The sequence below is a fragment of the Marinobacter sediminum genome (assembly GCF_023657445.1).
GTDB classification, from domain to species: Bacteria; Pseudomonadota; Gammaproteobacteria; order Pseudomonadales; family Oleiphilaceae; genus Marinobacter; species Marinobacter sediminum_A.
The window spans coordinates 318,290-337,432 of the sequence record NZ_JAGTWY010000001.1 but is presented as its reverse complement, the minus strand read 5'-3'; the positions used below and the strand labels follow the sequence as shown (position 1 = coordinate 337,432).

Here is a 19,143-nt window from a genome sequence, read left to right as displayed (position 1 = left end):
TGATGACGCTGATCACAGCGCCATCTTCAGGCTGGCTTCGATGAACTTGTCGATATCACCATCCAACACCGTTTGGGTATTGCTGGTTTCAACCTTGGTCCGCAAGTCCTTGATACGACTGTCATCAAGAACATACGAACGAATCTGGCTACCCCAGCCGATATCGGCCTTGGCATCCTCGGCCTTTTGCTTTTCCGCATTACGTTCCTGCATCTCACGCTCAAAGAGCTTGGCCTTCAATTGCTTCATGGCCTGATCTTTGTTCTGATGCTGGCTTCGGCCGGCCTGACACGCAACCACAATGCCCGTAGGGTTGTGGGTCAGTCGAACCGCCGATTCTGTCCGGTTAACGTGCTGACCGCCGGCACCGGAGGCGCGGTAAACATCGACTCGCAAATCTGCCGGGTTGATTTCAATTTCAAAGCTGTCATCCACCTCCGGAGAAACAAACACGGAAGAGAAAGAGGTATGACGGCGATTGCCGGAATCGAAGGGTGACTTCCGTACCAGGCGGTGAACGCCGGTTTCGGTACGTAGCCAGCCGTAGGCGTAATCCCCCTGGATGTGAATCGTGGCACTCTTGATACCGGCCACATCACCTTCCTGAAGCTCCACAATCTCGGCCTTGAAGCCGCGACGCTCCGCCCAGCGCAGGTACATGCGCAGTAGCATGTTGGCCCAGTCCTGAGCTTCGGTTCCACCGGAGCCGGCCTGGATATCCAGATAGGCGTTGTTGGCATCCATCTCACCAGAGAACATCCGGCGGAACTCAAGCTTCTCCAGCTCTTTGTCCAGGGCTTCAAGATCGGACTCGACCTCAGCGACAGTGCCTTCATCCTCTTCCTCAGCCGCCATGTCCAGCAGGCTCGCAGAGTCAGCCAGTCCAGTGGTGAGGTTGTCGATGGTTTTAACAATCAGTTCGAGATCGGCACGCTCTTTACCCAGCGCCTGGGCACGATCAGGGTCCTCCCACACGGTGGGGATTTCCAGCTCTCGCTCTACTTCGACCAGTCGTTCACTCCGCTGATCGTAGTCAAAGATACCCCCTGAGCGCTTCAGTGCGCTCACGAAGCTCTTTAATCTTCGTAACAATGGGATTAATTTCCATGAAACTCTTACTCGCTCTGGAAAATGATGAGTAAAACAGTGGCGGGATTCTACCGGAATTCTGCGGGTAAATCAGCCGGGGCAAACCAGAACTTCCGCTCAGGCGCACGCAGCCGGCATGAAGTACGGGTCTCTACATACTGTCTGGTCGGCAGAGGGGTGGGGGACCTTTTCTGCCGGGACAAAGGTGTCTGAGCGCAGCGAGTTCTTTTCCCAGAAGAAAAGGTCCCCCACCCCTCTGCCAGCCCCCAAATCAGGAAAGGGGCTCAAGATAATCGATCAGTAACTGCAGATTGGTGCGCCCACGGAATGTATTGGCATCAGGTTTGTAAACCACACGGGCACCAGTACGGGTAAAGTCTGGCACTTCAGAACCCGTATTGAACGCAATCCCGTCGATGATTCCGCCACCTTCCGCTGGCTGCAAAACCAGCTTGAGATGGTTCTCGCCAACGATACGCTGGCTGACTACGCGGAACTCACCATCGAACACCGGCTCAGGGAAATGCTGCCCCCATGGCCCGGCCCTCTTGAGCAGTGCAGCAGTGTCCAGACTCAACTCATCCAGGCTCAGTGGACCATCTGTCGTGATAGCCGCCTCCAGGTCCGCGGCATCGAGGGTATCCCGAACCGCTTTATCGAAGGCGGCGGAAAAGGCATCCAGATCTTCGCGCGCAAGGGTCATACCAGCAGCCATGGCGTGCCCCCCGAATTTTTTCATCATGCCCGGATGGCGCGCATCCACAGACGCGAGCACATCGCGAATATGGAGCCCCGGAATAGAACGCGCAGAGCCCTTGATATCTTCGCCGTTATCATCGCCGGCGAATGCAATCGTAGGTCGATGCGTCTGCTCACGAATGCGGGCCGCCAGAATTCCAATGACGCCCTGGTGCCAGTCGGGATCGAACAACGCCAGGCCCCAGGGTAACCCCTCAAGATCGAGCGACATCGACGCCAGCAGTTCCTGAGCCTGCGCCTTCATATCTTTTTCGATAGTACGGCGCTCGCGGTTGAAGCTGTCCAGCTCTTTGGCCAACCGCTGGGCCTCATCCGGGCTGTCTGCCAGCAAACAGGCAATACCAATACTCATGTCATCAAGCCGGCCGGCGGCGTTCAGCCGGGGACCGACGACAAACCCCAGGTCGGTGGAGCTGATTGATGTGAAATCCCGGCCGGCCACTTCGAGCAAGGCCAGGAGTCCGGGGCGGGCCTCGCCCTGACGAATCCGACGCAAACCCTGCTCAACAAAAATACGGTTGTTATGATCGAGCGGAACGACATCGGCAACCGTTCCCAGGGCGACCAGATCCAGAAGAGTACCAAGATTGGGTTCCGGCTGTGGCAAGCGGCCTATTTCACGGAGATGCTTGCGCAGTGCCGTGAGCACGTAAAACATGACGCCTACTCCGGCGGCATTCTTGCTCAGGAAGGAACAGCCGGGCTGATTGGGATTCACGATGGCATCTGCATCTGGCAAGGTCTCACCCGCCAGGTGATGGTCCGTCACAACCACCTTCATACCCATGTCACAAGCCGCTTTCACACCCTCAATGGCGGAGATCCCGTTATCCACGGTGATCAGCAGATCCGGCAGTTCTCCTTCATCTCTCAGGCGCTCGATAATTCCCGGAGTCAGACCGTAACCATCAGCAAATCGGCTGGGAACCCGAAAATCGACACTTTGCAGGCCGAGCATGGACAACCCCAGCATGGCGACCGCCGTACTGGTGGCGCCATCGGCATCAAAATCACCGAGAATCAGAACTCGCTGCTGTTGCTCGATAGCGTCAGCCAACAAAGCGACAGCCCGATCGATACCGCGGAGCTCCATGGGAGAAGCCAGGTATTTGAGGGTATAGCTCAGCTGCTCGTCAGAGGTCACCCCCCTGGCAGCATAGAGACGACGGAGCAATGGCGGGAGACTCTGCCCCCAGACCGGAGCACGCTCAGGCTGGGGGCGACGCAGGATCTTTTTCGGTGTCATACCGGATCAGGTATTTTTCCAGTGTTTGGCAATGAACTCCTGAACACCGGCAATGTTGTTGTCCAGAACGGTGTAGTGTTCTTCACGCTCGAACAGATCCGCCATATGGGCAGGCAGCTCCGGCTTCACCGTTAACCCAGCCTCGGCAATGGCATCCGGAAACTTGGCAGGATGCGCGGTACCGAGGGTAATCATCGGAACGGAGCTGTCACGGCGACAGTTACGAGCTGCCTTCACGCCGATGGCCGTGTGTGGATCAAGTAGATACTCATTCTGCTCATAGATCTCACGGATGGTATCGCAGGTAGCCTTGTCATCCACGGCATCACTGTCAAACAGCTTGCGGGCATGCTTCCAGCGATAATCCTCAATGCTCACCGGGCCTTTTGAGGCTTTCTCAAGCAACTCTTTCACGGCCTGACCGTCACGACCGTGCAAGTCAAACAATAACCGCTCGAAGTTACTGGACACCATGATATCCATACTTGGCGACAGCGTGTGCTCAAGCTGGTGCTGCTCGTACTTGTTGCCACTCATGAACCGGTGAAGGATATCATTCCGGTTGGTGGCGATGACCAGCTGAGAGATGGGCAGGCCCATTTTCTTCGCCAGATAGCCGGCAAAGATATCCCCGAAATTACCGGTAGGCACGGAAAATGCCATGCTGCGATCGGGGCCACCCAGCGACAGGGACGCCTGAAAGTAGTAGACAATCTGAGCCATGATACGGGCCCAGTTTATAGAATTGACGGCCGCCAGCTGGGTTTTGCCCTCAAGGAAAGACTGGTTGCCAAAACTCTCCTTCACCATGCGCTGACAATCGTCAAAATTGCCGCGGACAGCAATATTGTGAATATTCTTACACGTCACTGTCGTCATCTGGCGACGCTGCACTTCAGAAACTCGCTCGTGAGGATGCAGAATGAAGATATCCACGTGCTTGCAACGGCGGCAGCCTTCAATAGCCGCCGAACCGGTGTCACCGGATGTAGCGCCCATGATGACCACGTGCTGTTTGCGCTTTTCCAGCACGTAATCGAGCAGACGACCCAGCAACTGCAGGGCAAAATCCTTGAACGCCAGCGTCGGGCCCCGGAACAACTCCATCACCCATTCGTTGGAATCAAGCTGTACCAGAGGAGCCACTGCCTTGTGGCCGAATACCGAGTAGGTTTCATCAAGCATCTTCCGGAAATCATCGGCCGGAATGGCATCGTCGACGAAGGGATGCATTATGTTGAACGCGAGCTCGCTGTAAGAAAGTCCGCGCCAGCTACGAATCTCCTCAAGACTGAAATGGGGCAGTGATTCCGGCACAAACAAGCCACCATCGGTGGCGAGGCCAGTCAGCAGAACGTCTTCAAAGCCCAGTGCGGGCGCTTCACCCCGCGTACTGATATATCTCACGTGCGTACCTGTCAGTTAAAGTTTTCAGCGCGGATGCGAACAACATGGCCATCGGTGTCGGTCAGAGCTTCCAGTTCTTCAATGGCACGATTCATCTGCCGCTCCTGAACCGTGTGAGTCAGGATAATCACCGGAATACGGCCATCCTTCAGCTCGGACTCCTTCTGCATGATGGACTCGATGTTAATGCCATGCTCACTGAGAATGGAGGATATTTTCGCCAACACTCCCGGACGGTCAAGGGCAGTGATTCGCAGATAGTAGGCCGACTGAACGTCTTCCATGGACAGGACTTCAAGATCCTCCATGGCGTCCGGAGCGAATCCGAGATACGGCACACGCTGCTTGCTTTCACTTGCAACTGCCCGGGCGACATCGACAATATCGGCAATCACAGCAGAGGCCGTGGCCTCATCGCCGGCTCCCGGTCCGTAGTACATGGTCTGACCGACGGCATCGCCATCAACCAGAACAGCATTCAGCACACCGTCAACCTGGGCGATCAGATGGCTCCGGGGAACCAGGGTCGGATGCACCCGCAGTTCGATCCCGTCTTCGCGACGACGCGCAATACCCAGATGCTTGATGCGATAACCAAGCAGTTCGGCATGGGCTATGTCATAGGGAGTGATTTTAGAGATCCCCTCAGTGAAGGCTTTCTCAAACTGCAGCGGCACACCAAAGCCGGCAGATGCCAGAATCGTAAGCTTATGGGCAGCATCAATGCCTTCAACATCGAAGGTCGGATCCGCCTCGGCATAACCGAGATCCTGAGCCTCCTTCAGCACCTCAGCAAACTGACGACCAGCACGCATTTCGGTAAGGATATAGTTACCGGTGCCGTTGATAATTCCCGCGATCCAGTCAATCCGATTGGCCGCCATACCTTCGCGGATGGCTTTCATCACCGGAATACCCCCGGCAACACCAGCTTCATAGGCAACAACAACACCGGCTTTTTCGGCAGCTTCAAAAATTTCGTTGCCATGAACAGCGATGAGCGCCTTGTTGGCGGTCACCACATGCTTGCCATTCCTGATCGCAGCCAATACAAGCTCTTTTGCGGTATCATAGCCACCGATGAGCTCAACGACGACATCGATAGCAGGGTCGTTTACCACGTCAAAAATGTCGGTCGAAAATGGCACATCTCCGAGATCCATATCATTCCTGGGACGACGACTGGCAATCCGGGTAATACGTATATTACAGCCGGCCCGGCCGGCAATAAGCCTGGCATTACGGGTCAAGACATTGAATGTACCGCCGCCAACGGTACCCAGTCCGCAGATTCCGACACTGACGTCTTTCAAACTCTCACCTCTGATCCCGAAGGGGTGCTGATGAATTGCAATAAGGGGGCATAGTATACCGATTCAGGTGCCACTGAATAAGCCCCGAATCGGAAGGATGTCAAATACATGAATGTCCGGCCGCTGAGTGCAGCCGGAAAGTAACTCAAAGTAACCCGAGGCCCTTGGCGAGATTATCGGCGGGAACATATCCACGCACCATATTGCCGTCCTCCAGAAGAATGGCAGGCGTACCCGTAACCCCGACACGGCCACCCAGTCGAAATTGCTCAAGCACCGGGTTTTCGCATGTAGCGGCATCCACTCGCTGCCCACCCTTGGCGGCATCCATCGCCGCCTGCTGGTTTTCCGAGCACCATACGGAAACATATTTTTTAAACGATGGTGTCCCCGGACCGGAACGTGGGAAGGCATAGTAGTTTACAGTGATGCCGTATTCATTCAGCTGAGGAACTTCGGCATGCAGCTTCCGGCAGTAAGGACAGTCGATATCAGTAAAGACATCGACAACGGCTTTTTCCTCACCCTTTGCCGGGAAACGGATGACGCCTTCATCCCCAAAGTCCGCCATCACTTGCCGGCGCTGACCCGCTCTGGCCTGTTCGGTCACGTTGGCGATGCCATTACTGGTAACTTTTAGCAGATCACCCGTCAGCAAATACTCACCGTCCACTGTCGTATAAATAGTATCGCCATTATTACTCTGCACTTCATAAAGACCTTTCGCTTCGGATTCCCGGACCGAAGACACCTCCAGACCCGGCACAGCGTCAGACAGGCGTTTGGCAATACGATCTTCAACCTCACCAGCTACGGCCGGCAGCGCAAGCAATACACCGGCCGCCAGGCCGAGCACCATTGCAATATTTTTCATGCTATTTCTGGCAGACATACTTTTTTCCAATCAGGTGACATTCGGCCCGCTCCGAGAACATAACGGCCACGGGAATACGTTACTGCGACACAAGCCCGCCGCAAAAGTTCAAAGCGACCACCTTACCCAAAAACACCGTTATCAGCCACGGGGATGATGCGCCTGATGCAACGATTGAAGGCGCTGACGTGCAACATGAGTGTATATCTGCGTGGTCGACAAATCAGAATGCCCAAGCAACATCTGCACAACCCGCAAGTCGGCACCATTATTCAGCAAGTGGGTTGCGAAAGCATGCCGCAGGGTGTGCGGGGAAAGGTGCTTACGAATACCCACGCGGACAGCATAATGTTTAATACGGTGCCAGAAAGTCTGGCGGGTCATGGCAGAGGGCCGGTTCCCCGGAAATAACGCATCACAGGAACGCCCCTTCAGAAGCTCGCCGCGTGCTTCCTTCATGTATTTCAGCAGCCAATCCACGGCCTCTTCGCCAAGAGGAACAAGGCGCTCCTTGTCGCCCTTGCCTGTGATTCGGACGACACCCTGCCGAAGGTTGACCTGATCAACCCGCAAACCTGTAAGTTCAGAAACTCGCAGCCCACAGCCGTAAAGAATCTCCAGCATAGCCTTATCCCGCAGCTCGATGGGGACCTCCGGGTCCGGCTCCGCAAGCAGGCCATCCACTTCTTCCTCGGTGAGCGAGTCAGGAAGCCGGCGAGGCAGGCGGGGACTGTCAATGCGCAAGGTCGGGTCCTCGGCAATCACGCTTTCGCGCAACAAAAACCGGTAAAACCTGCGAATACCGGATAACCGTCTGGCCGCAGTCGAGGTTTTCACACCTTCGGCCAGCCCTCTGGACATCCAGGCCAACAAATCGGTTCTGCGCGCTGCCGTCAGTAAGGGCCGCCCAGGCTGCTCCTCAAGCCAGACCGACAGGCGAACAAGATCACTGCGGTAGGCCTGTCGCGTCTTTTCTCCCAACCCATCCTCAAGCCAGATGGCATCGGTAAAACGGGTAATAATGGCCTCGTCTTCCGGTCTCACACGATCGCTCTTTTTCTAACAACCTGTCCGGAGCATGCCTGACCCAGGACACAGACACAAAAAAGGCAGCCTTTGGCTGCCTTTTTCACAAGCGTTCTGTTCAGCGAGTTGCTGATCAGCCCAGCTTTTCCTTGATGCGAGCTGCCTTACCAGACAGGTCACGCAGATAGTAAAGCTTGGCCTGACGCACGTCACCGCGACGCTTCACGCTGATACCATCGATCAGCTTGGAGAAGGTCTGGAAAGTACGCTCAACGCCCACACCGTAGGAAATCTTACGCACGGTGAAAGAGGAGTTCATGCCACGGTTGCGCCTTCCGATGACGACACCCTCGAACGCCTGCAGACGCTCACGGTTACCCTCGGTTACGCGAACCTGAACGACCACGGTGTCGCCCGGCGCAAACGCAGGGATTTCCTTGGTCATCTGTTCTGTTTCAAGTTGACTGATGATGTTGTTCTTGCCGCTCATCGTAATGCTCCTGATACCCAATCTTTTAATGCCCTGATGATTCAGAGGCACCCGGTTCGTTCAAAATCTCTTCCAGCAGCTGACGCTCTTCATCCGTAAACACCCGCTTTTCCAGCAGGTCGGGGCGCCGCTCCAGGGTTCGCCTCAGCGACTGCTTCAGCCGCCAACGCCGGATCTGATCATGGTGACCGCCCAATAAAACATCCGGCACCGCCTGACCTTCGTAAACCTCGGGCCGGGTATAGTGCGGACAATCCAGCAAACCATCAGCAAAGGAATCCTGCTCTGCCGACTGCGCATGACCCAGCGCTCCGGGGATGAGGCGCGTAACCGCATCAATGACGGCCATGGCCGCCAGCTCGCCACCGGAGAGAACAAAGTCGCCCAGTGACACTTCCCGATCGACCTCCGCCGAAATCAGGCGCTCATCCACACCCTCATATCGGCCTGCGACCAGAATCAATCGCTCTTCCGCCGCAAGGGACTCAACAACGGACTGATTCATCGGCTCACCCTGGGGTGAAAGATACACCACACAGGCTTTGCCTGGTGCTGACTCCCGCGCCGCATGTATGGCATCCCTGAGAGGCTGTATCTTCATCAGCATTCCCGGGCCACCGCCATAGGGGCGATCGTCTACGGTGCGATGACGATCATGGGTAAACTCACGGGGATTCCAGCTCCGAAAAGTCAGCAGACCATCCCGAACCGCTCTTCCTGTAATACCGAAATCCGTTACCGCACCAAACATCTCCGGGAACAGACTGACCGAGCCAATCCACACCCGTCAGAACTCCGGATCCCAGTCGACAATCATGCGAGCACCGGCCAGATCCACTTCCCTAACCACCTGATCTGGCAGATAGGGAATCAACCGCTCTCGCTGATCGATGGAGCCTGCCGTAGCATGCACCACCAGAACATCGTTGGAACCCGTTTCAATCAGGTGATGCACTGTTCCCAGACATTCACCGTCGACCGTAAAGACACCAAGGCCCTCGAGCTCGAACCAGTAGTACTCACCTTCAGGGAGATCTGGCAACTCGCCAGTGCCGACTTTGACATCTGCACCGCAATACCTGAGGGCGACATCCCGGTCATCTATGCCTTTAAGCCTGACGACGATCCCCTGCCCTTGGCGGCGACCTTCCTCAAGCCTGACCGGAATACGCTTACCGTCCAGGTCCAGTGTCCAGTCACGGTAATCCAGTAACCCTTCTTTGGGGTCAGTGTAGGAGTAAACCTTGAGCCACCCCTTGACCCCAAACACCGAGGTAATCCGGCCGATCACAGTTTCCTGCGAATTCTGTGTCATGCCATTCAACCCCGGCGTTAAAACGTTATTACTCAGCAGCCTTCAGCAGCTGGGCAACGCGTTCGCTTGCCTGTGCACCCTGGCTCAGCCAGAAGTTCACACGATCACGATCAACGCGCAGACTCTCTTCCTGACCACGGGCAACCGGGTTGAAGAAACCTACACGCTCAATGAACCGACCGTCGCGAGATTTGCGGCTGTCGGTGACTGTCAGATGGTAGAACGGGCGCTTCTTGGAGCCGCCACGAGCCAAACGGATAATTACCATTTAACCAATATCCTGTTCTGTTGAACGAACTTTGTACGATTCACGCCTTCCGAAACACGGCTGACGCGAAGACCCATACTCGAAAGGGGCGCTATTCTATGCTAAAAAAGCGCCAAAGAAAACAGGGAAGTCTGTTGTTTCCCTGTTTTCCGTGTAAGGCATTTTACATACGGCCACCGGGGGGCATTCCGCCACCACCGCCGGGCGGCATCATACCACCAAGGCCGCGCATCATATTCGCCATACCGCCCTTTTTGCCAAACTTTTTCATCATCTTCTGCATTTGCTTGTGCTGCTTCAGCAGGCGGTTCACATCCTGGATCTGGGATCCAGAACCTGTTGCGATGCGGCGCTTGCGCGAATTATTGATCACATCCGGATAACGACGCTCTTTCGGTGTCATTGAGCAAATGATGGCTTCCATCTGCCCCATGGACTTGTCGTTGACCTGCTGCTGGGCCATCTGGGCCATCTGCCCCATACCCGGCAACTTGTCCATAAGTCCACCGATACCACCCATGCTCTTCATTTGCTGGAGCTGATCCCGGAAATCCTCCAGATCGAAGCTCTTGCCTTTCTTGATTTTCTTGGTGAGCTTCTGGGCCTTTTTCTGGTCCAGCTTGCGCTCAGCTTCTTCTATAAGGGAGAGCACATCACCCATGCCCAGGATTCGTGACGCCACACGATCCGGGTAAAAGGGCTCAAGCGCGTCAGACTTTTCGCCAACACCCAGAAACTTGATCGGCTTGCCCGTAATATGACGCACAGACAATGCCGCACCGCCACGGGCATCGCCATCGGTTTTGGTCAGGATCACACCCGTCAGCGGAAGGGCATCGTTGAAGGCCTTGGCAGTATTCGCCGCGTCCTGCCCCGTCATAGCGTCGACCACGAAAAGGGTTTCAACCGGATTAACCGCCTTATGAAGGCGCCCGATCTCACCCATCATCTGCTCGTCAACGTGCAGACGACCGGCGGTGTCCAGAATCACAACATCCACGTGTTTTTTGCGGGCAGCGGAAATTGCGCCTTCGGCAATATCCACCGGATCCTGGTCTGCGGTACTGGGGAAAAACTCCACCCCGACTTCACCAGCCAGTGTTTCAAGCTGCTTGATCGCTGCGGGGCGATACACGTCCGCACTGACCACCATTACCGATTTTTTCTGCCGCTCTTTAAGGAAGCGCGACAACTTGGCCACAGTGGTGGTTTTACCGGCACCCTGAAGACCGGCCATCATAATCACCGCCGGAGGCTGCACCGCCAAATTGAGCGACTCGTTGCCCTCGCCCATGACGCGTTCCAGCTCCTGCTGGACCACCTTCACGAATACCTGGCCCGGCGTCAGACTGCGTTGCACTTCCTGGCCAATGGCACGCGTGCGAACACCTTCTACAAAATCCTTCACCACCGGCAGGGCGACGTCCGCCTCCAGCAGCGCCATCCTGACTTCGCGCAGCGTGTCCTTTATATTGTCGTCGGTTAGCCGCGCCTGGCCGGAAATCTTGCGCAGGCTACCGGAAAGTCGGTCTTGGAGATTCTCAAACATGTTGCTCTTCCGTACCCCGGATAAATTGAGTGCATGGTCCTCAGAGCCAGCTGCGGCTCCTTGATTCCAGTTGCATAATCGCGACATTATAACCAGACTATCGCCCTGAAACGACCAGCCCGGTCAAATCGGTGATTCCAGCCACCGATCCCCAGTTAGAACAGTGGTATATAAGGAAGTCATGGGAACGCTGATTCTCGCGGTCACCTCTCTTTTTCTATACAGCGTCGGTACCGCGCTGCAGGCTCTCCATTTCAGAGGCCGGGTGCATAGCAACCTGGCTATCACCACCCTGATCGGTGCCCTGGCACTGATCAGCCACGGACTGCTGATCACACAAACCGTTCATCATGACGGCGGGTTTGATTTCGGTTTTTTCAAAAGCTCGGTACTGATTTCGTGGCTGATTGTACTTCTTCTACTCGGACTCAACCTGAAAAAGCCGGTGCAGAGTCTGTTTCTCGGGGTTTACCCTCTGGCTGCCTTAACCATCATTATGGCCCTGATCACCCACACGCCTTCCAGACTGGTCTCCGACCACAGCTACGGGATGCTCTCACACATCGCATTGTCGGTGACAGCCTACAGCTTGTTCACACTGGCCGCCATCCAGGCAATCCTTCTGTATTTACAGAATCGCCAACTGAAGCACAATTACAACAGCCCGCTGGTGCGCAACCTTCCCCCCCTGCAGACCATGGAGTCGCTCCTTTTCGAGATGGTATGGGCCGGGGTCGTCATGCTGATCCTCGCCATTGTTACCGGAGCCCTGTTCGTAGAGGATCTTTTTGCTCAGGACCTGGCTCATAAAACCGTTTTTTCGCTACTGTCACTACTGGTGTTCGTTGCGCTGTTGATCGGGCGCTACACCAGAGGCTGGCGCGGCATCACCGCGAGCCGCTGGACGCTGGCGGGCTGCGCCCTCCTTATGCTGGCCTTTTATGGCAGCAAATTTGTGCTGGAACTGGTATTCCAGAGGGGCGGCTGATCCCACCCATCAAAAGCACGACTTGACACCAGGCTCAACCAAACCCTATTTTCCCCACTTGTCGGTAATAAAAGGACCCCCTCTTGAACGAAACATCGCTTACCGCGCTGTTTATTCTGCTTGTCGGCCTCATTGTGCTTTCCGGCTTTTTCTCCAGCTCGGAAACCGGAATGATGTCCCTCAACCGGTACCGCCTCAAACATCTGGCAAAAACCGGTCACAAGGGAGCAAAGCGGGCCCAGAACCTCCTCCAGAAAACAGATCAGCTGATCGGGGTCATCCTGATCGGCAACAACTTCGTCAATATTCTTGCCTCCTCCATCGCCACGGTTATTGCAATGGAGCTCTGGGGTGATGCTGGTATTGCCATCGCAACCATATTACTGACCGTTGTCATTCTGATTTTCGCGGAAGTCACCCCAAAAACGCTGGCCGCCCTCTTCCCCGAAAAGATCGCCTTCCCCGCAAGCTATGTCCTCGGGCCGTTGCTAAAAATCCTGTATCCGATCGTATGGGCAGTAAACCTGCTCACCGGCGGTATCCTGAAACTACTCAGAGTTTCCGCAGACGACGCTGCCAGCGACCACCTCAGCCGAGAAGAACTAAGAACCCTTGTCAATGAGGCGGGCGCCCTGATCCCCGCCAAACACAAGGATATGCTGGTCAGTATTCTGGACCTGGAAAAAGTCACAGTTAATGACATCATGGTCCCCCGCAACGAGGTCGTTGGCATTGATCTTGACGACGACACCGACACCATCCTGCGCCAACTCCGTAGCAGCCAACACACCCGACTGCCCGTTTTCAAAGGCGACATCAACAATATCCAGGGCATTATGCACCTTCGCAGCGCGTCGAAGCTGGTCCAGCAGGACGAGATCAACAAGGCAATGATCATGCAGCTTTGTCAGGAACCCTACTTCATTCCTGAAAGCACCCCGCTAAACACCCAGCTCATTAATTTTCAGAAGGGAAAACGTCGATTCGGCATCGTTGTTGATGAATATGGTGACGTGCTTGGCCTGGCTACACTCGAGGATATCCTGGAAGAGATTGTCGGTGACTTCACCACGGATTACGCTGCGACCAGTCCCGACATTATTCCCCAGGACGATGGCACCTTTATTATTGACGGCACAGCCGCCGTTCGGACCATTAACAAGACCCTGGGCTGGAAAATGCCCACGGATGGCCCGAAAACTCTGAATGGCCTGATCACCGAGACACTGGAAAACATTCCGGATACAAACGTATGCGTCAAGGTGGGCGGACATTGCGTCGAAGTTCTGCAGATAAAGGACAACGTCGTAAAGGCCGCCATTGTCCACCCTCGGAAACGCAAGAAGCGCACACTGCCCCGAACATAACCCGCTCTCGTCCTGGCTCGCTATAGTCCTTTAAGTTATAGCGGGCACCGTTCTTGAAAGATCAAAATTTAACCATCCTCTTGACCCTTATCGGCGCACGACGAACACTGGAAGTGGTGCGATACAAAAATAATGATAAGGAATTTTTCCATGAGTCTGACACACAGTTTTGGTTTACTGGCCCACCCCGACCAGGAATGGGAAGCCATTCGAAAGGAATCCGAGTCGGTCACCAGGCTTTATCTGGGTCACATTTTGTTTTTAGCCCTCATTCCCGCTGCGGCCGGTTTCTTCGGAACGACCCAAGTAGGCTGGCAAATCGGGGATGGGCAAATAACGAGACTCTCCATAGGAAGCGGCCTTCAGCTTTCACTCCTGTTCTACGCTGCCATGCTTGCTGGCATTTTCATTCTGGGTAAATTTATTGATTTCTTTGCCGCGACCTATGATGCGGTTGAAAGGACACCAAGAGGCGTTGCACTTGCCGCATATACTGCCACGCCGATATTTCTCATCGGTGTAATCGCCGTATACCCCAATATCTGGGTAAACATGCTCGCCGGGCTCGCAGCCATTACCTACGCCGTATATCTTCTTTATGAAGGCCTGCCCATTCTGATGAAGATCCCTGAAGAACGTGGGTTCATGTTCGCGTCAGCGGTATTAACGGTAGGACTGGTAATGTTCGTCGCCCTTCTCGCCATGAGCGTGGTTATCTGGAGCATGGGCGTTGGCCCCGTTTATGTAAGCTGACCTCCAACGCGGAGGCAGTAATACCCTGAATTAACGAGGGGTGTCCCTGTGGGACACCCCTCGTTTTTTGAAGGCAGTCCCAGGTTAGCGTTTATTCATGTTAAGTTTGCTAAAAATGCGGTAAATTTAACCGATAAAGAAAAAATAAAGATTCAAGCTCGGTCATGTATCCGGTTGAGGCGCAAACAGGAGTCTGCCATGAATAAACAGTCCGGCATACATTACCTCCGCGAACACAGGGAAGCGGGCAGCAGCAAACCGGTTCCTGTGGAGGTCACCCGCATCCGGGACACTGTCGTCGCCGGGCTGGGAGATCTGTTGCAAGGCGCTTTTGACGCCGTCGACGACTCATTGTTTGAACTGGCTAACAACGCCCGGAGCAACAATGAGCAGAACCGCTATTTTGAGGCGATGCGGGAAATCCGCATCAAACGCAAGGGTGTGGAGCGGCACTTTCAGAACACCGTCGCCCAGTTTTTTTCCAACCCCCCTCATACCGGACACATTCAGGAAGAGACTTTAAGCAAGCAGCCCACTGCAGACACCCTGTCACTGGTCGGTAATGAAGACCTGGAAGAACAGGTCGCCCTGAATGCCATGATTACCAAAGCGAAGGCTCACTTTCAGGGTCCGTTGCTGCAACTTCAGACCCGTTTCAGTCAGGTTTACCCAGAAGCCACAGATGAGTCCCCGGTAAACCCGATGGCACCGGAACACTTATGTAGCGCCTTTACAGAAGCTATACAGGCCCTCGAAATACAAATCAGGGAACGACTGATTCTTCTGAAACAGTTTGACCGGTATGTCGTATCCAATCTCGGCATGTTGCTTGATGAGGCCAATCGAATTTTGATTCAGGCTGGTGTGATTCCAAATTTCCGCTATCACGGAAAGGCGGGAAAGCAACAAACTACCTCAGGCCGAAAGGATGACTCGCAGGCAGGTGCCAAAGAGACTGACTCTCAAGCTGGAGCATCTGACAAGGGGGTTACAGCCAGTAGCGCAGTTTTTGATCAGATCAGACAGATGCTGGCACTTCAAAGGGCCAACGCTGGAATCCCTCCTCGTGCGTCAAACCCCAATGTGCGAGTTGTCGCAGACTCGGAACTGGCCGACCTCCTGAACGCGCTGCAACTTCCGGATACCAGGCCGGCAGATGGCAACCTCAGCGACGGAGAGCCAGTCACGATCGATCTGGGCCAGGTGGTTCAGCAATTATTGTCGCAAGTAGATGCCGGAGACGGCCGAAAACCGGCGTTGAACGAGGTCGATGAGGACCTTATCAACCTAGTTTCCATGCTGTTCGAATTTATCCTTGATGACTACAACCTGTCCGCCCCGGTTCAGGTACTTATCAGTCGATTGCAGATCCCTATTCTGAAAGTTGTCATCAAAGACAAAACCTTTTTTAGCCAGACAACCCACCCCGCGCGGCGACTTTTGAATTCTCTGGCTCGGGCAGGCATTGGCTGGAGCCGCAGTGACGAAAAAGCGAAGGACAAACTCTACGATAAAATCCACGGTATCGTACAAAGAATTCTCAACGAGTTTACCGGGGACATTACACTCTTCGAAAACCTGAACCAGGAATTTGAACAATTTCTGGAGAAGGAAAACCGGAAAACGTCACTGGTAGAGCAAAGGACGCGGGAGTCAGAGAGAGGTCGCATCAAGTCCCAGAGGGCTCAGGAAACGGTAGACAAACTTCTGAAGGAAAAGGTTGCGCGCTATAAGTTGCCGGATCCGATATACGATATTCTGATGAACGGCTGGGGCCGCTTTATGTTTCTCGCCTACCTTCGGGACGATGTAGAGCACCGTTGGCAGGAGTCCGTTCGTATAGTAGATGACCTCATCTGGTGCCTCCACCCGCATCAGGAGGACGAGGAGCGGGATCAGTGGGTACGGGTTGTACCTAGCCTGCTCAAGAGACTCCGGGCCGGGCTAGAGGAAGTTTCCTATAATTCCTCCAAGCTGGACGAAATAATGGGGCATCTCAAGCACGAACTGGCGGAAGCATTCAGAACCAACGCCGCCATCGAGGCCCGTCAGGATTCGCCTTCAGAACCTGCCGAGGAGGAAATTGCAACGGTTCACCAGACCGCCGTCGAGAGGCAACAACAGCTTGAAGAAGCCGCCGTTGGCGAGTATGTCGCCCAAATCGACGGCATCGAAATCGGAAACTGGGTAGAATTCCGGCTGGTCAACGGTGCCAACTTCCGCTGCAAGCTGTCTGCAATCATTGAAGAGGCAGACAGCTTTGTATTTGTGAACCGCATGGGTCTGAAGGTCATTGAGAAGAACCGGATTGAGTTAGCCCATGAAATGCGACGTGGCCGCCTGACACTGCTTGAGCAGGGTGCGCTAATTGACAGGGCCCTCAATGCCGTTGTGGGAACGCTTCGGAGCAAGACAGCCTGAATTGATGCAGGGAAAAGGCATTAGTAACAGCGTTCCGGCGAAGTACAGGATCACCCTAGCGCTATCGGTAGCGTTCCTGGCCCATACACTCCTTTTCTCAGGGTTCCCGTCGATAAGCAGGGAGCCCTCGGAGTCGCGTGAAACCATACGCTTCGAGTTGATTCCTCCCGGAACGATTACAAGTCAGGCGGGCACGCCTTCAACGTCTACTGACCCTTCCACAAGTCGCAACCCCAGATTCGAGGTGGCGCCAGTCGCGCCCTGGCCGTCACACTCTGTTTCAAGGGTTACCGCAAGCTCCTCGAGCACCAGCGTCAGTAAACCAGAGCCCTCACCCCGCAAGGCGACCCAACAGCGTGTAAGCCAGCAAACATCAGCAAAAGCACCCACCGAAGCGAGCCCTCCCGGTAAAGGCGCCGCGTCAGACGCAGGCGGGCAGGAAACGTCGTCTGAACTGCAACCCAAGGAAAACCTGACCCGGATTACCCAGGCCCCCACGGAGCAGGATCCATACCTGATTAAACTCGCAGCGCACCTTGGTCAGGAGCTAGAAAAACTACGAGTGCCAGCTCTAAGTAGGCTTACTCAGGCGGAAAGAATGGAGATAGAACTCCAGCTCCTGGGCAATGGTGCCCTGACGCGAGCCAGAATACTGAAACCTACCGGGGTCGAGCGAATAGACAATGCGGCGTACCGCGCGGCTCTTGCCGCCAGCCCCTATCCAGAGCCTCCGGCAGAAGGCGAAGATCAGAACCGCTTCGAGGTTGAGCTTGTATTCTCCCCGGAACGGTTCTGAAACAGAGAAATCAGGCCTCGGCCTGCTTTGCGGCGTCTTTCACCATCTTGGTCAGCTCACCGCTCTCGGACATTTCCAGAACGATATCGCAGCCGCCAACCAGCTCACCGCCGATATAAAGCTGGGGGTAAGTCGGCCAGCTGGAGTAGACCTTCAAGGCTTCACGCAGCTCCTGGTTATCCAGAATATTTACAAAAGCAAAGCGCTCGCCACAAGCCATCAGCGCCTGAACGGTCTTGGCTGAGAAGCCGCACTGTGGAGCCTGCGGGCTACCCTTCATGTAGAGGATAACCGGGTTTTCGTCGAGTTGACTCTTGATGGTTTCGTTGATGTCCATGAACATTCACCTCTGGTAGAAAACGAAATTGCCTGGGGCAACGGACTGCTCACCATTGTACACGTCCGCTCAACAGCGCACCAAACAACAGATACGTAATGCAGGACACGGGCCTCCCGCAGCGTTGTCATCCCTGTCCTGAAGGGCTAGACTTGGTGCCCCGTTTTTTTCAGTCAGCTTCTCAGACAACTCAACCAACCCCGGGTTCCGTTGATATAAGGGCCATTACATGGCGGCAAGACATTTTCTGACATTGAACGACATGACTACCTCTGAGCTGGAAAGCCTGGTAGATCATGCAGCCAGGCTCCGTAATGAATGGCGGCAGGGTAAGGTGCGGGATTCCCTCAAGAATCGAGTGCTGGCGATGATCTTCGAGAAGTCTTCAACCCGGACCCGTGTGTCGTTTGAAGCCGGCATGGCCCAGCTTGGGGGCTCCGCCATGTTCTTGTCCCCACGGGATACGCAACTGGGCCGTGGCGAGCCTGTTGAGGATTCTGCCATCGTAATTTCAAGCATGGTAGATGCGGTCATGATACGTACTTTTGCGCATCAAACCGTTGAGCGCTTTGCCTCCGCCTCGCGGGTACCGGTGATCAACGCCCTGACTGATGATTTTCACCCCTGCCAACTACTTGCCGACATGCAAACATACCGCGAGCATAGAGGCAGCATTCGTGGCGCGACGGTGACCTGGATCGGTGACGGCAACAATATGTGTCACTCTTATATAAATGCTGCCACTCAATTCGATTTCCACCTCAATATCGCCTGCCCCGAGGGCTATGAACCTGATGAGTCGTTGCTCAAGGCGCACGGAGACCGCGTCACCGTGTTTCGCGACCCCGCAGAGGCTGCACGCGATTCCAACTTGCTGGTAACGGATGTCTGGGCCTCTATGGGCCAGGAAGAAGAACAGACAGCGCGAGAGCAAGCCTTCAAGAGCTACCAGATCAACCCGAAGCTGATGTCTACAGCAGATAAAGATGCCCTGTTTATGCACTGCCTTCCTGCGCACCGGGGCGAAGAGATCTCGGTCGACATGATGGAGCACCCGGGTTCTGTGGTCTGGGATGAGGCAGAAAACCGCTTGCACGCTCAGAAAGCCTTGCTGGAATTTCTCATTCTGAACCGTTTGGACTGAT

19 protein-coding genes are annotated in these 19,143 nt (G+C 54.8%); 6 read left to right on the top strand and 13 right to left on the bottom strand.

All coding sequences use genetic code 11. The features are described from left to right. Positions 1 to 12: 12 nt before the first annotated feature. The 11 genes from prfB to ffh all read right to left on the bottom strand — a co-directional run bounded on the left by prfB (position 13) and on the right by ffh (position 11,336). Positions 13 to 1,108 (bottom strand): peptide chain release factor 2 gene (prfB, locus tag KFJ24_RS01660; RefSeq protein WP_250829353.1). Its coding sequence is split into 2 segments (ribosomal slippage): positions 13 to 1,035 and positions 1,037 to 1,108, totalling 1,095 coding nucleotides; the frame shifts between segments, so codons are not numbered across the junction. 252 nt (positions 1,109 to 1,360) lie between these two features. Next, positions 1,361 to 3,094, bottom strand: coding sequence for a single-stranded-DNA-specific exonuclease RecJ (gene recJ, locus KFJ24_RS01655; protein ID WP_250829351.1), 1,734 nt, complete (start codon positions 3,092 to 3,094; stop codon positions 1,361 to 1,363). Between the two features lie 6 nt (positions 3,095 to 3,100). Further along, on the bottom strand, positions 3,101 to 4,501 hold the full coding sequence (thrC, locus tag KFJ24_RS01650; RefSeq protein WP_250829350.1) for a threonine synthase: 1,401 nt from the start codon (positions 4,499 to 4,501) through the stop codon (positions 3,101 to 3,103). Between the two features lie 11 nt (positions 4,502 to 4,512). Next, entirely contained in the window at positions 4,513 to 5,814 is a 1,302-nt protein-coding gene (locus KFJ24_RS01645; RefSeq protein ID WP_250829349.1) for a homoserine dehydrogenase, read from the bottom strand. Positions 5,815 to 5,959: 145 nt separating this feature from the next. Then, a complete protein-coding gene (locus KFJ24_RS01640; protein ID WP_250829348.1) occupies positions 5,960 to 6,688 on the bottom strand; it encodes a DsbC family protein in 729 nt (242 codons plus the stop codon). 141 nt (positions 6,689 to 6,829) lie between these two features. Further along, the gene (xerD, locus tag KFJ24_RS01635) at positions 6,830 to 7,732 is read right to left on the bottom strand and encodes a site-specific tyrosine recombinase XerD (protein ID WP_250829346.1); all 903 of its coding nucleotides are present in this window, start codon (positions 7,730 to 7,732) and stop codon (positions 6,830 to 6,832) included. A 115-nt stretch (positions 7,733 to 7,847) separates the two neighbouring features. Continuing rightward, on the bottom strand, positions 7,848 to 8,204 hold the full coding sequence (gene rplS / locus KFJ24_RS01630) for a 50S ribosomal protein L19 (protein WP_250829345.1): 357 nt from the start codon (positions 8,202 to 8,204) through the stop codon (positions 7,848 to 7,850). A 25-nt stretch (positions 8,205 to 8,229) separates the two neighbouring features. Next, on the bottom strand, positions 8,230 to 8,988 hold the full coding sequence (gene trmD / locus KFJ24_RS01625; RefSeq protein WP_250829344.1) for a tRNA (guanosine(37)-N1)-methyltransferase TrmD: 759 nt from the start codon (positions 8,986 to 8,988) through the stop codon (positions 8,230 to 8,232). A 3-nt stretch (positions 8,989 to 8,991) separates the two neighbouring features. Beyond that, the gene (gene rimM / locus KFJ24_RS01620; RefSeq protein ID WP_250829342.1) at positions 8,992 to 9,519 is read right to left on the bottom strand and encodes a ribosome maturation factor RimM; all 528 of its coding nucleotides are present in this window, start codon (positions 9,517 to 9,519) and stop codon (positions 8,992 to 8,994) included. A gap of 28 nt (positions 9,520 to 9,547) precedes the next feature. Then, positions 9,548 to 9,787: a 30S ribosomal protein S16 gene (gene rpsP, locus KFJ24_RS01615; protein WP_250829341.1), complete on the bottom strand. Its 240-nt coding sequence runs from the start codon at positions 9,785 to 9,787 to the stop codon at positions 9,548 to 9,550. A 163-nt stretch (positions 9,788 to 9,950) separates the two neighbouring features. Continuing rightward, positions 9,951 to 11,336, bottom strand: a complete 1,386-nt coding sequence (gene ffh, locus KFJ24_RS01610; RefSeq protein WP_250829340.1) for a signal recognition particle protein — start codon at positions 11,334 to 11,336, stop codon at positions 9,951 to 9,953. A gap of 181 nt (positions 11,337 to 11,517) precedes the next feature. Between ffh and KFJ24_RS01605 the strand changes: the two genes are divergently transcribed. From KFJ24_RS01605 to KFJ24_RS01590, 4 genes are all read left to right on the top strand, one after another. Further along, on the top strand, positions 11,518 to 12,324 hold the full coding sequence (locus KFJ24_RS01605; RefSeq protein WP_250829338.1) for a cytochrome C assembly family protein: 807 nt from the start codon (positions 11,518 to 11,520) through the stop codon (positions 12,322 to 12,324). Between the two features lie 83 nt (positions 12,325 to 12,407). Then, entirely contained in the window at positions 12,408 to 13,691 is a 1,284-nt protein-coding gene (locus tag KFJ24_RS01600) for an HlyC/CorC family transporter (RefSeq protein WP_250829337.1), read from the top strand. Between the two features lie 150 nt (positions 13,692 to 13,841). Beyond that, positions 13,842 to 14,444, top strand: a complete 603-nt coding sequence (locus tag KFJ24_RS01595) for a Yip1 family protein (protein WP_250829336.1) — start codon at positions 13,842 to 13,844, stop codon at positions 14,442 to 14,444. 198 nt (positions 14,445 to 14,642) lie between these two features. Beyond that, positions 14,643 to 16,865 (top strand): DUF1631 domain-containing protein, encoded by a 2,223-nt coding sequence (locus KFJ24_RS01590; RefSeq protein ID WP_250829335.1) that lies wholly within the window; start codon positions 14,643 to 14,645, stop codon positions 16,863 to 16,865. A 183-nt stretch (positions 16,866 to 17,048) separates the two neighbouring features. Here the strand turns inward: KFJ24_RS01590 and KFJ24_RS18215 are convergent, their stop codons facing one another. Continuing rightward, positions 17,049 to 17,255 carry a hypothetical protein gene (locus tag KFJ24_RS18215; RefSeq protein WP_250829334.1) on the bottom strand — a complete coding sequence of 69 codons (207 nt, stop codon included), beginning with the start codon at positions 17,253 to 17,255 and terminating at the stop codon, positions 17,049 to 17,051. A 64-nt stretch (positions 17,256 to 17,319) separates the two neighbouring features. Here KFJ24_RS18215 and KFJ24_RS18210 point away from each other — a divergent pair, with 64 nt between their 5' ends. After that, positions 17,320 to 17,661, top strand: coding sequence for an energy transducer TonB family protein (locus KFJ24_RS18210; protein ID WP_350455584.1), 342 nt, complete (start codon positions 17,320 to 17,322; stop codon positions 17,659 to 17,661). A gap of 10 nt (positions 17,662 to 17,671) precedes the next feature. Here the strand turns inward: KFJ24_RS18210 and grxD are convergent, their stop codons facing one another. Further along, a complete protein-coding gene (grxD, locus tag KFJ24_RS01575) occupies positions 17,672 to 17,998 on the bottom strand; it encodes a Grx4 family monothiol glutaredoxin (protein ID WP_250829332.1) in 327 nt (108 codons plus the stop codon). Positions 17,999 to 18,227: 229 nt separating this feature from the next. Between grxD and argF the strand changes: the two genes are divergently transcribed. Continuing rightward, positions 18,228 to 19,142 (top strand): ornithine carbamoyltransferase, encoded by a 915-nt coding sequence (gene argF / locus KFJ24_RS01570; protein WP_250829331.1) that lies wholly within the window; start codon positions 18,228 to 18,230, stop codon positions 19,140 to 19,142. The last annotated feature ends 1 nt before the right edge of the window (position 19,143 follow it).

What these genes read in the sequence shown, in the direction of transcription:
- recJ (WP_250829351.1), bottom strand. Translation starts at nt 3,094, where the DNA reads ATGACACCGAAAAAGATCCTGCGTCGCCCCCAGCCTGAGCGTGCTCCG.
- KFJ24_RS01640 (WP_250829348.1), bottom strand. Translation starts at nt 6,688, where the DNA reads ATGAAAAATATTGCAATGGTGCTCGGCCTGGCGGCCGGTGTATTGCTT.
- rplS (WP_250829345.1), bottom strand. Translation starts at nt 8,204, where the DNA reads ATGAGCGGCAAGAACAACATCATCAGTCAACTTGAAACAGAACAGATG.
- rimM (WP_250829342.1), bottom strand. Translation starts at nt 9,519, where the DNA reads ATGACACAGAATTCGCAGGAAACTGTGATCGGCCGGATTACCTCGGTG.
- rpsP (WP_250829341.1), bottom strand. Translation starts at nt 9,787, where the DNA reads ATGGTAATTATCCGTTTGGCTCGTGGCGGCTCCAAGAAGCGCCCGTTC.
- ffh (WP_250829340.1), bottom strand. Translation starts at nt 11,336, where the DNA reads ATGTTTGAGAATCTCCAAGACCGACTTTCCGGTAGCCTGCGCAAGATT.
- KFJ24_RS01605 (WP_250829338.1), top strand. Translation starts at nt 11,518, where the DNA reads ATGGGAACGCTGATTCTCGCGGTCACCTCTCTTTTTCTATACAGCGTC.
- KFJ24_RS01595 (WP_250829336.1), top strand. Translation starts at nt 13,842, where the DNA reads ATGAGTCTGACACACAGTTTTGGTTTACTGGCCCACCCCGACCAGGAA.
- KFJ24_RS01590 (WP_250829335.1), top strand. Translation starts at nt 14,643, where the DNA reads ATGAATAAACAGTCCGGCATACATTACCTCCGCGAACACAGGGAAGCG.
- grxD (WP_250829332.1), bottom strand. Translation starts at nt 17,998, where the DNA reads ATGGACATCAACGAAACCATCAAGAGTCAACTCGACGAAAACCCGGTT.
- argF (WP_250829331.1), top strand. Translation starts at nt 18,228, where the DNA reads ATGGCGGCAAGACATTTTCTGACATTGAACGACATGACTACCTCTGAG.